Annotated in this window: 15 protein-coding genes and 1 tRNA gene; 7 read left to right on the forward strand and 9 right to left on the reverse strand. The window is 64.7% G+C overall.

The annotated features are described in order from the left end of the window. Positions 1–29 precede the first annotated feature (29 nt). From argJ to LWW96_RS17435, 3 genes are read left to right on the forward strand one after another with little or no spacing between them, the layout of a single operon-like run. A complete protein-coding gene (gene argJ / locus LWW96_RS17425; protein WP_291489124.1) occupies positions 30–1259 on the forward strand; it encodes a bifunctional glutamate N-acetyltransferase/amino-acid acetyltransferase ArgJ in 1230 nt (409 codons plus the stop codon). A gap of 55 nt (positions 1260–1314) precedes the next feature. Next, a complete protein-coding gene (locus LWW96_RS17430; protein WP_291489125.1) occupies positions 1315–2181 on the forward strand; it encodes an ATP-binding protein in 867 nt (288 codons plus the stop codon). Then, on the forward strand, positions 2178–2612 hold the full coding sequence (locus LWW96_RS17435) for an NUDIX domain-containing protein (RefSeq protein ID WP_291489126.1): 435 nt from the start codon (positions 2178–2180) through the stop codon (positions 2610–2612). The genes LWW96_RS17430 and LWW96_RS17435 overlap by 4 nt, the downstream gene beginning before the upstream one ends. 111 nt (positions 2613–2723) lie before the next feature. Here LWW96_RS17435 and LWW96_RS17440 read toward each other — a convergent pair whose 3' ends face one another. The 8 genes from LWW96_RS17440 to LWW96_RS17475 all read right to left on the reverse strand — a co-directional run bounded on the left by LWW96_RS17440 (position 2724) and on the right by LWW96_RS17475 (position 9543). Next, the gene (locus LWW96_RS17440) at positions 2724–2945 is read right to left on the reverse strand and encodes a DNA gyrase inhibitor YacG (protein WP_291489127.1); all 222 of its coding nucleotides are present in this window, start codon (positions 2943–2945) and stop codon (positions 2724–2726) included. A gap of 55 nt (positions 2946–3000) precedes the next feature. Then, the gene (gene zapD, locus LWW96_RS17445; RefSeq protein ID WP_291489128.1) at positions 3001–3756 is read right to left on the reverse strand and encodes a cell division protein ZapD; all 756 of its coding nucleotides are present in this window, start codon (positions 3754–3756) and stop codon (positions 3001–3003) included. An 87-nt stretch (positions 3757–3843) separates the two neighbouring features. Beyond that, a complete protein-coding gene (gene coaE / locus LWW96_RS17450; protein WP_291489129.1) occupies positions 3844–4467 on the reverse strand; it encodes a dephospho-CoA kinase in 624 nt (207 codons plus the stop codon). 3 nt (positions 4468–4470) lie between these two features. Next, positions 4471–5352, reverse strand: coding sequence for an A24 family peptidase (locus LWW96_RS17455; RefSeq protein ID WP_291489130.1), 882 nt, complete (start codon positions 5350–5352; stop codon positions 4471–4473). Continuing rightward, positions 5352–6569, reverse strand: a complete 1218-nt coding sequence (locus tag LWW96_RS17460; RefSeq protein ID WP_291489131.1) for a type II secretion system F family protein — start codon at positions 6567–6569, stop codon at positions 5352–5354. Before LWW96_RS17460 ends, LWW96_RS17455 begins: the two co-directional genes overlap by 1 nt. A 26-nt stretch (positions 6570–6595) precedes the next feature. Next, on the reverse strand, positions 6596–8335 hold the full coding sequence (gene pilB, locus LWW96_RS17465) for a type IV-A pilus assembly ATPase PilB (RefSeq protein WP_291489132.1): 1740 nt from the start codon (positions 8333–8335) through the stop codon (positions 6596–6598). A 159-nt stretch (positions 8336–8494) separates the two neighbouring features. Then, positions 8495–8571: transfer RNA gene (locus LWW96_RS17470), tRNA-Pro, on the reverse strand. A 42-nt stretch (positions 8572–8613) separates the two neighbouring features. Further along, positions 8614–9543 (reverse strand): polyprenyl synthetase family protein, encoded by a 930-nt coding sequence (locus LWW96_RS17475; protein ID WP_291489280.1) that lies wholly within the window; start codon positions 9541–9543, stop codon positions 8614–8616. Between the two features lie 225 nt (positions 9544–9768). On the opposite strand from LWW96_RS17475, the gene rplU reads away from it, so the two are divergent. The 4 genes from rplU to proB all read left to right on the forward strand — a co-directional run bounded on the left by rplU (position 9769) and on the right by proB (position 12814). Further along, the gene (rplU, locus tag LWW96_RS17480) at positions 9769–10080 is read left to right on the forward strand and encodes a 50S ribosomal protein L21 (protein ID WP_005794184.1); all 312 of its coding nucleotides are present in this window, start codon (positions 9769–9771) and stop codon (positions 10078–10080) included. Between the two features lie 15 nt (positions 10081–10095). After that, complete coding sequence (gene rpmA / locus LWW96_RS17485; RefSeq protein ID WP_291489133.1) at positions 10096–10353, forward strand: 50S ribosomal protein L27; 258 nt, start codon at positions 10096–10098, stop codon at positions 10351–10353. Positions 10354–10515: 162 nt separating this feature from the next. Then, positions 10516–11586 (forward strand): Obg family GTPase CgtA, encoded by a 1071-nt coding sequence (gene cgtA, locus LWW96_RS17490; protein ID WP_291489134.1) that lies wholly within the window; start codon positions 10516–10518, stop codon positions 11584–11586. Positions 11587–11674: 88 nt separating this feature from the next. Further along, positions 11675–12814, forward strand: a complete 1140-nt coding sequence (gene proB, locus LWW96_RS17495) for a glutamate 5-kinase (protein WP_291489135.1) — start codon at positions 11675–11677, stop codon at positions 12812–12814. 96 nt (positions 12815–12910) lie between these two features. On the opposite strand, the gene LWW96_RS17500 is transcribed toward proB, so the two are convergent. Continuing rightward, entirely contained in the window at positions 12911–13579 is a 669-nt protein-coding gene (locus LWW96_RS17500) for an RNA pyrophosphohydrolase (RefSeq protein WP_291489136.1), read from the reverse strand. Positions 13580–13629: the final 50 nt, after the last annotated feature.

The raw sequence follows: 13629 nt of genomic DNA on the forward strand, positions 1-13629 counted from the left end.
AGCAAAGAGAAAGAGAAAGGCCCATTCCCATGCCCGTGAATCTTCTGGCCCCCGTCGCCGCCGACCTGCGGCCCATCGCCGGCGTCCGCATTGGCGTTGCCGAAGCCGGTGTCCGCAAGGCCCACCGCAAGGACCTCACGGTGTTCCTGCTGGACGAGGGAGCCGCGGTGGCCGGCGTCTTCACGCAGAACCGCTTTTGCGCCGCCCCCGTGCAGATCAGCCGCGAACATTTGGCCAGCGGCCAGCCCATCCGCGCCATGGTGATCAACACCGGCAACGCCAACGCCGGCACGGGCGCTGACGGCCTGGCGCGTGCACGCTCCACCTGTGTCGCACTGGCGCGCCACTTGGGCGTGGCGCCGGAGCAGGTGCTGCCGTTCTCGACCGGCGTGATCATGGAACCCCTGCCCAACGACCGCATCGAGGCGGGCCTGCCGGCTGCCATCGCCGATGCGCAACCCGGCCATTGGGCGCGGGCGGCCGAAGGCATCATGACCACGGACACCTTGCCCAAGGCGTTTTCCGCGCAGGTCCAGGTCGGTGGCGCGACGGTGTCCATCACCGGCATCAGCAAGGGGGCCGGGATGATCCGCCCCAACATGGCGACCATGCTCGGCTTCCTGGCCACGGATGCCTGCGTGGCGCCCACCGTGCTGCAGCAGCTGGTGCGCGAGCTGGCCGAGGGGTCGTTCAACCGCGTCACCATTGACGGCGACACCTCGACCAACGACTCGTTCGTGCTCGTGGCCACCCACAAGGCTGCGCATGCGCCGATCACGGCCCTGGACAGCGCCGAGGGCCAGGCGCTCAAGGCGGCCCTGCTGGCGGTGTCGCAGCAGCTGGCCCAGGCCATCGTGCGCGACGGCGAAGGCGCCACCAAGTTCATCACCGTGCAGGTGGAAGGCGGCAAAACGGCGGAAGAATGCCGCAAGGTGGCCTACGCCATCGCCCACTCGCCCCTGGTCAAGACGGCGTTCTATGCCAGCGACCCCAACCTGGGCCGGATCCTGGCCGCCGTGGGCTACGCGGGCATCGAAGACCTGGACCAGACGGGCATCGACCTGTACCTGGACGACGTGCACGTGGCCCAGCAGGGTGGCCGCAACCCGGCCTACCGCGAGGAAGACGGCCAGCGCGTGATGAAGCAAAGCGAGATCACGGTGCGCGTCGTGCTGGGCCGCGGTGTGGCGGCGGACACGGTGTGGACCTGCGACTTCAGCCACGACTACGTCACGATCAACGCGGACTACCGGTCCTGAAATACTCACTTTTTTGTAGCTGCTTGCGCTTGCTGGAAGGGCGCTACAGGCCAAAATGAACCAAAATCTTGAACGTTTGATCGAGCGCGCCGAGCAACTCATGGCCCGCATCGAGTCCGTGCTGCCGCAGCCGCTGGGCGCCCCCGATTGGTCTGCGGCCATTGCGTGGCGCTACCGCAAGCGCAGCAGCGGGCATGGCACCCTGGAGCCGGTACGCCATGTGGCGGCCCTGCAGCTGTCGGAGCTCAAGGAGATTGACGGCCAGAAGGAAAAGATCGAGCGCAACACGCAGCAGTTCGTGCAGGGCAAGCCCGCCAACAACGTGCTGCTGACGGGCGCGCGCGGCACGGGCAAATCGTCGCTCATCAAGGCCTGCCTGAATGCCTACGCGCCGCAGGGACTGCGCCTGATCGAGGTGGACAAGGCCGACCTGACCGATTTGCCCGACATCGTGGAAGTGGTGTCCGGGCGGCCGGAGAAATTCATCGTCTTCTGCGACGACCTGAGCTTTGAAGAGGGCGAGGCGGGCTACAAGGCGCTCAAATCCATCCTGGACGGATCGGTGGCCGCAGCCACCCCCAATGTGCTGGTCTATGCCACGAGCAACCGGCGCCACCTGCTGCCCGAGTACATGAAGGAAAACCTTTCCTACACGCACACGGAGGATGGCGAAGTCCATCCCGGCGAGGTGGTGGAGGAGAAGATCTCCCTGTCGGAGCGCTTCGGGCTCTGGGTGAGCTTCTACCCCTTCAGCCAGGAGGAATACCTCACCATTGTGGCGCAATGGCTGGGCTCCCTGGGCGTGCCCCCCGCGGCCATCGCGGCGGCCCGCCCCGAAGCCCTGGTCTGGGCCCTGGAACGCGGCTCGCGCAGCGGCCGGGTGGCCTACCAGTTTGCGCGCGACTACGCGGGGCGGATATGACGCAGGAGGCGCGCAAACACACCGAGGTGGCGGTGGGCATCCTGCTGCGGGACGACGGCGCCATGCTGCTGTCCACCCGCCCGCCGGGCAAGCCCTATGCCGGCTACTGGGAGTTTCCGGGCGGGAAGCTCGAAGCCGGCGAAACGGTAGAACAGGCGCTGCGCCGTGAACTCATCGAAGAACTCGGCGTGACCATCGGCCCGGCCGCCGTGTGGAAGGTCACCGAACACGACTATCCGCATGCCCTGGTGCGCCTGCACTGGTGCAAGGTCCGCGAATGGACGGGGGATTTCGAAATGCGCGAGGGCCAGTCCATGGCCTGGCAGCAGATGCCGCTGACGGTGGCACCCGTCCTGCCAGGGGCGTACCCGGTGTTGGAATGGCTGGCGGCAGAGCGGGGGCTGCAATTCAGTCCGGGTGCTGCGGAGTAGTGCTATATATTTTGTAGCGCTTCGCGCTGCAGTGACGCCGCCGGAGTGCCTTTTGGCGCTGAATGCTCGGGTGGCCAATCCCGGAGGCGGCGCTGCGGCCGCGCGGGTATCTCAGTGTTCCGTGCGCGGATCGCCGTACTGGGCATCGGCCGGGGGCGACTCGGCTGGCATGCGGAAATCCTCGTTGGCCCAGGCCCCCAGGTCGATCTGCTTGCAGCGTTCGCTGCAGAACGGCCGGTAGGCGTTGGCAGGGCTGTAGAGGCTGTCGCCACCGCAACACGGACACATCACCGTGCGGGGCGGCTGCGAGGAGGATTGCGCCGGATGGGCCATGGCTTCGTGCAAGAGAAAGGAAAACTGCCGCAGGCAGTGGTCGCGCGCGTTCGGGTCAGGCGCACAGGGTCAATTCGAAGGCCGTGTCCTCGGTGCACGGCTGCAGACGGCCGTCGTCCTCGCGGCGCATGAGGCGCACGGACACAATCAGCCGGTTGCCGCTGATTTCCGGCACGAGGTTCAGGCCGGGATCAATGCGCAGTCGCAGCAACTGGAAGGTGCGGCCCTGGGGGAGGTTCTGCTGGAACTGGCCGCGTTCTGCCGCCACCTTTTGCGGCACGCCCGAATCCCGCAGCAGTTTGAGCAGCACGTAGATGGCCTCGGCCAGCGGTGCGAGCGTGGAAGCCCACCCCTCCAGCGCCTGCTGGCGAACCGCCGGCGCATCGTGCTGCCAGGCGTAGTAGGCCGGAAGGTCGAACCCGCAGGTGCCGCCCGGAATGCCCACGCGGCTGCGAATGCTCATCAGCCAGTCGTTTTCGGTCAGCGCGTGCCCGGCCTTTCCGGCTTGGGTGTTCAGCGCGGTAAAGCAGCGGTCCAGCTGCGCAATGACCGCGTCCAGCGCAGCCTCCGAAATGGACGGGTTGCCGCGGTAGCTGTCGAGCTGGTGCTTGTGCTTTTCAATATCCTTGAGCACATCGGCCTTCAGGTCCGCCCGCGCGGCCACGTCCATGATTTCGAAAATCGTAACGAGCGCGAAGTGGTGGTCCAGCGCATGGGTGCGGGGGATCAATTCGCCCAGCCTGCGGAACAACTGCTCCAGCCGCAGGTAGGTTCTCAGGCGTTCGTTAAAGGGATATTCGTAAAGGATCACGCTGGCGGGTTCCTGGAGGCTCAGGGGGCATTCTGGCGCCGCTGGCGCGCGGCCAGGCGGAAAAGCACAAACAGTTTCGTCCGCTCATCATAGCCCGAACAGCGCAGCCATCTGCCGCGTCTGCGCATGCAGTGCTTCCAGGGTGCAGTCCCCGCCATTGGCAATGACGGCGTCCGCAATGGCCCGGCGCGCCGGGCGGCTGGCTTGGGAAGCGATGATCCCCAGCACCGCCTCGCGCGCAAGCCCGTTGCGCCGCATGACGCGCTCGACCTGCGTTTCCTCAGGGCAGTCCACCACCAGCACGGCATCGAGCCGGCGGGCCCACCGGCCGGACTCGGCGAGCAGGGGGATGTCGAACACCACCACCGCCCGTCCTTCCTCGGCTGCCCGCTGGGCCAGGAGATCGGACTGCAGCGTTACCAGGGGATGCACGATGGCTTCCAGTTGCGCCCGGGCCTCCGGGCGGCTGAAGACCCAGTCGCGCATGCGGGCGCGGTCCAGCGCGCCCCGCTCATCCACGAAATCCGGCCCGAAGCTGGCGCGGATGGCCGCCATGGCGCTCCCCCCCGGGCCGGTGGCTTCGCGGGCAATCTGGTCTGCATCGATCAGGGCCGCGCCCAGGCCCGCCAACTGGCTGCCCACGGTGCTCTTGCCGCTGCCGATGCCCCCGGTCAGGCCCAGCAGCACGGGCCGCTTGCGCGCACCGTCCATCGGTCAAAGCCCCAGCAGGCCCAGCACGGTGCCCAGGATCGCATGAGGCCCGAAAATCATGGCCGTGAACCCCGCGCCCACCAGGAAGGGCCCGAACGGGACGTAGCCGCCCTCGCGCAGGCTGCTCCGGAGTTTCATGGCAATTCCGATGACCGCGCCGATCACGGACGCCATGAGAATGATCGGCACCAATGCTGGCCAGCCAAACCATGCTCCCAGCGCGGCAAAGAGCTTGAAGTCCCCGTAGCCCATGCCTTCCTTGCCGGTGGCCAGCTTGAAGCCCCAGTAGACCAGCCAGAGCGAAAGGTACCCGGCGGCCGCGCCGAGCACCGAATCCTGCAGGGGCACTTGCGTCCATTGCAGGGCAGCCGCCAACAGTCCGGCCCACAGCAGGGGCAGGGTGATATCGTCCGGCAGCAGCGTGGTGTCCCAGTCGATCAGCGCCAACGCCACCAGGGCCGCCGAAAAGCCGCACCAGGCTGCGGCGGTGGGCGTCAGCCCCCAGCGCTGGACGCAGAAGAAGAACAGCGCGCCTGTCGCCAGCTCAACCAGCGGATAGCGGATTCCGATCGGTGCCTTGCAGGCTGAACAGCGCCCCCGCAGGAAGAGATAGCTGAGGACGGGGATGTTCTCGTACCACTGCACCATGTGTCCGCAGGACGGACAGCGGGAGCGAGGCACCATGAGGTTGAAGGGCTCTTGCGCAGCGGCGTCGGCCGGCGCTGCGTTGCTGTCGCCGGCGGGCGTCTGGGCCGCCTGGATTTCTTGGGCCCATTGCCGCTCCAGCATTTTCGGCAGGCGGTAGATGACGACATTCAGAAAGCTGCCGATCAGAAGCCCCAGCACGCCGCCCAGCACCGCGTTGCCCCACGCTGCCATCTCCATCAGACGACCTGGCCCAGCTTGAAGATGGGCAGGTACATGGACACGACGATGCCGCCGATCAGGGTCCCCAGGAACACAATGATGATGGGCTCCATCAGGCTCGACAGCCCGGCCACCATTTCGTCCACCTCGGCCTCGTAGAAGTCGGCGGCCTTGCCCAGCATGTGGTCAATGGAACCGGACTCCTCGCCAATCGCGCACATCTGCAGCACCATGGAGGGAAAGACGTTGGCATTGCCCATGGCGGCAGTCAGGCTCGTGCCGGTCGAGACCTCCTGCTGGATCTTTTCCGTTGCCATCGAATAGACGGAATTCCCGGACGCGCCCCCGACCGAGTCGAGGGCTTCCACCAACGGCACACCCGCGGCAAACATGGTCGCCAGCGTGCGCGTCCAGCGCGCGACGCAGGACTTTTCCACCAGCGCGCCAAAAATCGGGACACGGAGCAGTACCCGGTCCATGAACATCTGCATCTTCTCGTTCCGCTTCCAGGCCTGCATGAAGAAAAAGATGCCGCCGCCGACCACGCCGAAGATCAGCCACCACCATTTCACAAAGATATCGCTGATGCCCATGACGAACAGGGTCGGGGCAGGAAGGTCAGCGCCGAACGAGGTGAACACCTCCTTGAAGGCCGGGATCACGAAAATCATGATCACCGTGACCACCACGAATGCGACGATGATGACCGAGATGGGGTACATCAATGCCGATTTGATCTTGGACTTGATGGCCTCCGTTTTTTCCATGTAGGTGGCCAGCCGGTCCAGCAGCGCTTCCAGAATACCGGCCGCTTCGCCTGCCTCCACCAGGTTGCAGTAGAGGCTGTCGAAATACATCGGGTGTTTGCGGAATGCCGCGTTGAGCGATGTCCCGGTTTCCACATCCGAGCGAATGTCGTTGAGAAGCTTGGTCACGCTGGCATTGGTGTTGCCGCGCCCGACTATGTCAAAGGACTGCAGCAGCGGCACGCCGGCCTTCATCATCGTGGCCAGCTGCCGGGTGAACAGGGCAATATCCTTGGGCTTGATCTTTTTGCCGGAACGCATCCGGCGCTTTTTGATCTTGGTGGGAAAAACCCCCTGCCGGCGGAGCGTGGCCTGCACCTGGTTCTCGCCCACCGCACGGACCTCGCCCCGCACAATCTTCCCGTTGCGGTCCTTCCCTTCCCATTCAAAAACAAAATCCTTGATGTCCCTGGATGCTGCGGTTGCCATGTTGGTCCCTCTAGCTCGTAATTCCGTTATTCGTTGGTGACGGCGAGAACTTCTTCCAGCGAAGTCAAACCCAGCTTGGCTTTGTAGAGGCCCGATTCGCGCAGTGAACGAACCCCTTCGGCGCGGGCCTGCTCTGCAATTTCCAGGGCGCTGCCGTCCCGCAAGATGATGCGCTGCAGCTCTTCGGAAATCGGCATCACCTGGTAGATGCCCACGCGGCCCTTGTAGCCGTTGTTGCAGGCGGAGCATCCGACCGGGCGGTAGGTGACCCAGCTACCGTCAATTTCCTCTTCCTTGTAGCCAGCGTCTATCAGCGCCTCCAGAGGAATGTCTGCGGGTGCTTTGCAAACCGGGCAGAGCCGCCGGGCGAGGCGCTGGGCCGTGATCAAGATGACGCTGGAGGCGATATTGAAGGGCGCAATGCCCATGTTGCGCATCCGGGTCAGCGTGGTCGGCGCGTCATTGGTGTGGAGCGTGGACAGGACCAAGTGCCCCGTTTGTGCCGCCTTGATCGAAATATCGGCCGTTTCCAGGTCGCGGATTTCCCCCACCATGATGATGTCCGGATCCTGGCGCAGAAACGACTTCAGGGCGACCGCGAATGTCAGCCCCGCTTTTTCGTTCACGTTCACCTGGTTGACGCCCGGGAGGTTGATTTCTGACGGGTCTTCGGCCGTGGCAATGTTGACTCCCGGCTTGTTCAGCAGGTTCAGGCAGGTGTACAAGGACACGGTCTTGCCGGAGCCGGTTGGCCCGGTGACCAGGATCATTCCATACGGTCGGCCAATCGCCTCCAGCAGGCGTTCCTTTTCCTCCGGCTCGTAGCCCAGTGCGTCAATGCCGAGCTTGGCGCTGCTGGGGTCCAGAATACGGATCACAATCTTTTCGCCAAACAGCGTCGGCAAGGTGCTGACCCGGAAATCGATCACGCGGTCGGGCCCCACCTTCAGCTTCATCCGGCCGTCCTGGGGGACCCGCTTTTCGGAGATGTCCAGCCGGGAAATGACCTTGATGCGCGAGGCCAGCTTGTCCTTGATGGCGATGGGCGGCGAGGCGATCTCGCGCAACTCGCCGTCAATGCGGAACCGGACGCGGTACTGGTGCTCGTAAGGCTCAAAATGCAGGTCGGACGCCCGCATGTTGAAGGCGTCCAGCAGCATCTTGTGCAGGAATTTGACGATGGGGGCGTCTTCCACGTCCCCGGCCCCGGCGTCGTTGGTCTCAGGGGCTTCTTCTACCGCGACATCGTCGAAATCGAAGTCGCCGCCACCGCTCACCAGCGTGTCCATGGTTTCGCCAGCGGACTTGGTCGTGGCTTCAACCAGGCGGCTCAGCTTGTCGTATTCCGCAATGATCCAGTCCACCCCCATCTGGGTGGTGAACTTGATCTTCTCGGCCGCTTCCTGGTCGGTCGGGTCGGCCGTGGCCACAATCAGGCGGTTGTTGCGCTTGCTCAGGACGACCACCCGGTAGGCCTGGCAGATCTTGCCGTCCAGCAGGTCTTTGGGCAGCCGCTGGGGGTCGATGGCGTCCAGGTCGAGCAAGGGGGCGCCAAACACTGCAGATACGGTGTGGGCCAGGTCTGCGGCAGACACCGCGCCGGAGCCGGTGAGCTCCGCAATAAAACTGGTGCGGCCGACCTGTGATTTTTTGTAAATGTCTTCTGCGGCCTTTTGGGTCAGTTTCCCGGCAGACATCAAAGCCCGTCCGAGCCCGGGCAGGGCGACGGCGGAGGCTTCTTTGGGGGCAGTATCGACAGCGGCCATGTAACCGGTAATGTTGTTAGGTGTGGAAAGGAAACCATCCTATCATCGCCGATCGCCATGGGGCTGTACAGGCGCCGCTGTCGGCAGCAGTACCACACTGCCAGCCGTCGTGCGCTGGCGTCCATGGCCAAAAACCTACCATCCACTGCGCTGTGATGGTGGTCGGGGTGAGAGGATTCGAACCTCCGGCCTCTACGTCCCGAACGTAGCGCTCTACCAGGCTAAGCTACACCCCGTGTGTCGCTATTGGCACCTGTGCGGTGCCTGCAACGATTGGCTCAATTGCGTCGTGAAAGCAATTGAGCTGCTAATTCTAGCAAACCTGCGGAGTGCGGATTTGCTGGCAGGCATTCTGCGGCCGCCATGGCCCGCCGTGCCTCTTCGATGGCTGCGGCGCGCGTGACCTCCAGCGCCCCGGTTTCGCGAACGATTTGCACGATCTCCGCCAACTGATCGGTCGAGCCTTGCTCAATGGCTTGGCGCACGGTGTGGGCCTGGCTGGCGGTGCCGCGCTGCATGGCCGCGATCAGCGGCAGCGTGGACTTGCCTTCCCGCAGGTCGTCGCCCAGGTTTTTGCCCATTTCGGCGGCGTTGCCGTCGTAGTCGAGCACGTCGTCAATGATCTGGAATGCCGTGCCCAGCGCCTGGCCGTAGGTCGCGCAGGCTTCCTCCACCGGTGCCGGGCTTTCGGCCAGGACCGCGCCCAGGCGCGCGCTGGCCTCGAACAGCTTGGCGGTCTTGGAGCGGATGACGCGAAGGTAGCCGGCTTCGTCGAGCGAGGCATCGTGCATGTTCATCAGCTGCAACACCTCGCCCTCGGCAATCACGTTCGTGGCTTCGGAGAGGATCTCCATCACGCGCATGCTGCCGGTCTCCACCATCATCTGGAAGGAGCGGGTGTGCAGAAAGTCGCCCACCAGCACGCTGGCGGGATTGCCGAAGGTTTCGTTGGCCGTGGGCCGTCCGCGGCGCAAGGTGGAGGCGTCCACCACATCGTCGTGCAGCAGCGTGGCGGTGTGGATCAGTTCCACAACGGCCGCCAGACTGTGGCGGTGCGCGCCGCGGTACCCCAGTGCTCCGCAGACCATGAGCAGCAGGGCGGGCCGCAGGCGCTTGCCGCCCGCTGCGATGATGTATTGCGATATCTGGGCTACCAGAGGGACGCTGGAAGTCAGGCGCTGACCAATGACCTTGTCGACCTCGTGCATGTCTTGTGCAACGAGCAGCAGTGGCGAGGCAGCGGAAGCGGTGTGGTCGGTCAAGATGGTGGGCGTAGAAAGAGCCCGGATTATAGGAATCCCGCGGGGCGCCCCGGGCCTTTCGCCGGGGCAGTGTGGCGCGGTGCCGGGGAGGGCTGGCGCGAAACGGTGCTATGCGCTATACTCGCGGGCTCTGCGGAAATCCGTCTGCAGAACTCAAATCAAGAGGTCAACATGTACGCGGTCATAAAAACCGGCGGCAAGCAGTATCGCGTTGCTTCCGGCGAAAAAATCAAAGTAGAACAGATTGCTGCGGACGTAGGCCAGGAAATTGTGATCGACCAGGTTCTGGCTGTCGGCAACGGCGCTGAACTGAAGGTGGGTACGCCCCTGGTGTCCGGCGCAACCGTGAAAGCCACTGTCGTGGCGCACGGCAAGCACGACAAAGTGCACATCTTCAAGATGCGCCGTCGCAAGCACTATCAAAAACGCCAAGGCCATCGCCAGCAGTTCACCGAGCTGCAAATCGGTGCGATTGCTGCTTAATCGAAGGAGCTAGTCATGGCACAGAAAAAAGGCGGCGGCTCTACGCGAAACGGGCGCGACTCCAAGCCAAAGATGCTGGGTGTCAAGGCGTTCGGTGGTGAACTGATCAGTGCTGGCTCCATCATCGTGCGCCAGCGCGGCACGCGTTTCCACCCCGGCACCAATGTCGGCGTGGGCAAGGATCACACCTTGTTTGCCCTGGTGGACGGCCACGTGTCGTTCGGCTCCAAGGGCGCAATGTCCAAACAGACGGTCAATGTGACTCCCGCCTGAGGCTGAGACCTCCGGTACCCACGAAGCCCCGCTATGCCGGGGCTTTGTTGTTTGGGCTGTACGATGGCGCCCCGCCTTCCGCTGGCAGCGCTGCGCTGCCGCCGTGGGGCCAGGAGCCCCGGTGTGCGCCATGGCCGCGCTCTTTTGTAAACTGGATATCCCATGAAGTTCGTCGACGAAGCCTTTATTGACATTGCCGCTGGCGATGGGGGCAATGGCTGCGTGTCGTTCCGGCACGAAAAATACAAGGAATTCGGCGGGCCCAACGGAGGGGACGGCGGGCGCGGCGGGCATGTGTTCGCTGTGGCGGACCCCAACCTGAACACGCTGGTGGACTACCGGTACTCCCGCCGCTACGAGGCCAAGCGGGGTGAACACGGCATGGGCTCGGACATGTTCGGCGCGGCCGGGGCCGACATCACCTTGAAGATGCCGGTGGGCACCATCATCACCGACGCGGAAACGGGCGAGGTCCTGTACGAGCTGCTCAATCCGGGCGAAGTGATCACCATCGCCAAGGGCGGTGACGGCGGCTTCGGCAACCTGCGGTTCAAGAGTGCCATCAACCGGGCGCCGCGCCAGAAGACCCCCGGCTGGCCCGGGGAGCGCAAAAACCTGAAGCTGGAGCTGAAGGTGCTGGCGGATGTGGGCCTGCTGGGCATGCCCAATGCGGGCAAGTCCACCTTCATTGCCGCGGTGTCCAACGCCCGCCCCAAGATTGCCGACTATCCCTTCACCACGCTGCATCCCAACCTCGGCGTGGTGCGGGTGGGGCCGGAGCAGAGCTTTGTGGTGGCCGATATTCCCGGGCTGATCGAGGGCGCGTCGGAGGGCGCGGGCCTGGGGCACCAATTCCTGCGGCACCTGCAGCGCACCCGTCTGCTGCTGCATATCGTGGATCTGGCGCCGTTTGACGAGGCGGTGGACCCCGTGGCCCAGGCCAAGGCGATCGTGAATGAGCTGAAGAAGTACGACCAGCAGCTGTACGACAAGCCGCGCTGGCTGGTGCTCAACAAGCTGGACATGGTGCCGGCCGAGGACCGCGCTGAACGGGTGAAGGACTTCGTCAAGCGCTTCAAGTGGAAAGGGCCGGTGTTCGAGATCTCTGCCCTCACGCGGGAAGGGTGTGAGCCCTTGATCCACGCCGTTTTCCGCCACATCCAGTCCGAACGGCGTGCCGAGAACGAGCCGGTGGAAGTGGACCCGCGCTTTGCCGGCGACGCGCCTGCCTGATGCCCGGGCAGTGTGTGCATGGCTTGCTATATTATTGATAGCTGCTTGCGCTTGCTAGATAAGCGCTAGCGGCATAAAACATACAAAAATGGTTTCCAGCGTATTGCGAGATGCCCGCCGCATTGTGGTCAAGGTGGGCTCCAGTCTTGTGACCAACGAGGGCCGTGGCCTGGACGAAACCGCCATTGGCGAATGGAGCCGCCAGCTGGCGGCCCTGGTGCGCGGAGATGGCGGGGAGCGCCGCGAGGTGGTGATGGTGTCCAGCGGCGCCATCGCCGAAGGAATGAAGCGCCTGGGCTGGAGCGCCCGGCCCAAGGAGGTGCACGAACTCCAGGCCGCTGCCGCCGTTGGCCAGATGGGGCTGGCGCAAATGTACGAAACCAAGCTGCGCGAGCAGGGCATGGGCAGCGCGCAGGTGCTGCTCACCCACGCCGACCTGGCCGACCGCGAACGCTATCTGAACGCGCGCTCGACGCTGCTGACCCTGCTGCGCCTGGGTGTGGTGCCGGTCATCAACGAGAACGACACGGTCGTCAACGACGAAATCAAGTTTGGCGACAACGACACGCTGGGCGCGCTGGTCGCCAATCTGGTCGAGGCCGACGCGCTGGTGATCCTCACCGACCAAAAAGGCCTCTACACCGCGGACCCGCGCCGCGACCCGTCTGCGCAGTTCGTGCACGAAGCCCATGCGGGCGACCCGGCCCTGGAGGCCATGGCCGGAGGCGCGGGGTCCAGCATCGGCAAAGGCGGCATGATCACCAAGATCCTGGCGGCCAAGCGGGCTGCCGGCTCGGGCGCGTCCACCGTGATTGCCTGGGGCCGGGAGGCGGACGTGCTGATGCGCCTGGCGCGCGGCGAAGCACTGGGCACGCTGCTAGTGGCGCAGACGCAGAAGAAGCAAGCCCGCAAGCAGTGGATGGCCGACCACCTGCAGCTGCGCGGCGCCGTGGTGGTGGATGCCGGCGCGGCGGCCAAGGTGCGGGACGAAGGCAAGAGCCTGCTGCCCATCGGCATGACGGCCGTGGAAGGCGATTTCTCGCGCGGCGACGTGATTGCCGTGCGCGACGCCTCGGGCCTGGAAATCGCGCGGGGCCTGGCCAACTACGCGGCAGCCGAAGCGCGTCTGCTGTGCCGCAAGCCCTCGGCGGAGTTTGAAAAGCTGCTGGGGTACATGGCGGAGCCTGAAATGGTGCACCGCGACAACCTGATCCTGGCCGCGCACTGACCTGGCAGCCTGGGGCGGCATCGACCGCCGCCGCCAGGGCGCTGATGCCACGAAAAAAATGCCTGCGCGGGACGCAGGCATTTTTTTCGCCGGGGCTTACGGCGCCGGTGGATTGGCGGGCAATCCGTCGAGCTCGCCGGGCACGCTGTTTTGCGGGTCGGGATCGAAGCTGGCGCCAGGCGGCAGTTCCATGCCCGGGTTGAGCAGCATCGAGCCGGTGCGGAACATGGCGCCGGGGTGCTCGCCCTCGCGTGTGCGCATGCCGCTGCGCAGGTAGCGGTTGCGCTGTTCGTGCCGCGGCAGGTAGCGGGCCAGTTCAGTCAGCGCCATTTCATAGACGCCGCGCTTGAACTCGACGACTACGTCCAGCGGAACCCAGTAGTCATTCCACCGCCACGCATCGAACTCCGGATGGTTGGTCGCGCGAAGGTTCAGGTCCCAGTCGTGGCCCAGCAGTTGGAGCAGATACCAGATCTGTTTCTGGCCCTTGTAATGGCCGCGGGCGTCGCGGCGGATGTACCGGTCAGGCACCTCATAGCGCAACCAGTCCCGGGTGCGGGCGACCACGCGCACGTGGCTGGGCAAGAGCCCCACCTCCTCGTGCAGCTCGCGGAACATGGCCTGTTCGGGGGTCTCGCCCCGGTCGATGCCACCTTGCGGAAACTGCCAGCTGTGGGTGCGGATGCGCTTGCCCCAGAACACCTGGTTTCTCTGGTTGAGCAGGATGATGCCGACGTTCGGCCGAAAGCCGTCCCGGTCAAGCATAATCAAACCCCAAATTTGTAAACTGTGTCCATTATGCACGGCGCTCCGGG

The sequence above is a fragment of the Acidovorax sp. genome (genome assembly GCF_021287135.1).
Classification (GTDB): domain Bacteria; phylum Pseudomonadota; class Gammaproteobacteria; order Burkholderiales; family Burkholderiaceae_C; genus Acidovorax.

Excerpts from the sequence above, each read along its gene's own strand:
- argJ (WP_291489124.1), top strand. The coding sequence starts at position 30 with ATGCCCGTGAATCTTCTGGCCCCCGTCGCCGCCGACCTGCGGCCCATC.
- LWW96_RS17430 (WP_291489125.1), top strand. The coding sequence starts at position 1,315 with ATGAACCAAAATCTTGAACGTTTGATCGAGCGCGCCGAGCAACTCATG.
- LWW96_RS17435 (WP_291489126.1), top strand. The coding sequence starts at position 2,178 with ATGACGCAGGAGGCGCGCAAACACACCGAGGTGGCGGTGGGCATCCTG.
- LWW96_RS17440 (WP_291489127.1), bottom strand. The coding sequence starts at position 2,945 with ATGGCCCATCCGGCGCAATCCTCCTCGCAGCCGCCCCGCACGGTGATG.
- coaE (WP_291489129.1), bottom strand. The coding sequence starts at position 4,467 with ATGGACGGTGCGCGCAAGCGGCCCGTGCTGCTGGGCCTGACCGGGGGC.
- LWW96_RS17455 (WP_291489130.1), bottom strand. The coding sequence starts at position 5,352 with ATGGAGATGGCAGCGTGGGGCAACGCGGTGCTGGGCGGCGTGCTGGGG.
- LWW96_RS17460 (WP_291489131.1), bottom strand. The coding sequence starts at position 6,569 with ATGGCAACCGCAGCATCCAGGGACATCAAGGATTTTGTTTTTGAATGG.
- pilB (WP_291489132.1), bottom strand. The coding sequence starts at position 8,335 with ATGGCCGCTGTCGATACTGCCCCCAAAGAAGCCTCCGCCGTCGCCCTG.
- LWW96_RS17475 (WP_291489280.1), bottom strand. The coding sequence starts at position 9,543 with ATGCACGAGGTCGACAAGGTCATTGGTCAGCGCCTGACTTCCAGCGTC.
- rplU (WP_005794184.1), top strand. The coding sequence starts at position 9,769 with ATGTACGCGGTCATAAAAACCGGCGGCAAGCAGTATCGCGTTGCTTCC.
- rpmA (WP_291489133.1), top strand. The coding sequence starts at position 10,096 with ATGGCACAGAAAAAAGGCGGCGGCTCTACGCGAAACGGGCGCGACTCC.
- cgtA (WP_291489134.1), top strand. The coding sequence starts at position 10,516 with ATGAAGTTCGTCGACGAAGCCTTTATTGACATTGCCGCTGGCGATGGG.
- proB (WP_291489135.1), top strand. The coding sequence starts at position 11,675 with ATGGTTTCCAGCGTATTGCGAGATGCCCGCCGCATTGTGGTCAAGGTG.
- LWW96_RS17500 (WP_291489136.1), bottom strand. The coding sequence starts at position 13,579 with ATGCTTGACCGGGACGGCTTTCGGCCGAACGTCGGCATCATCCTGCTC.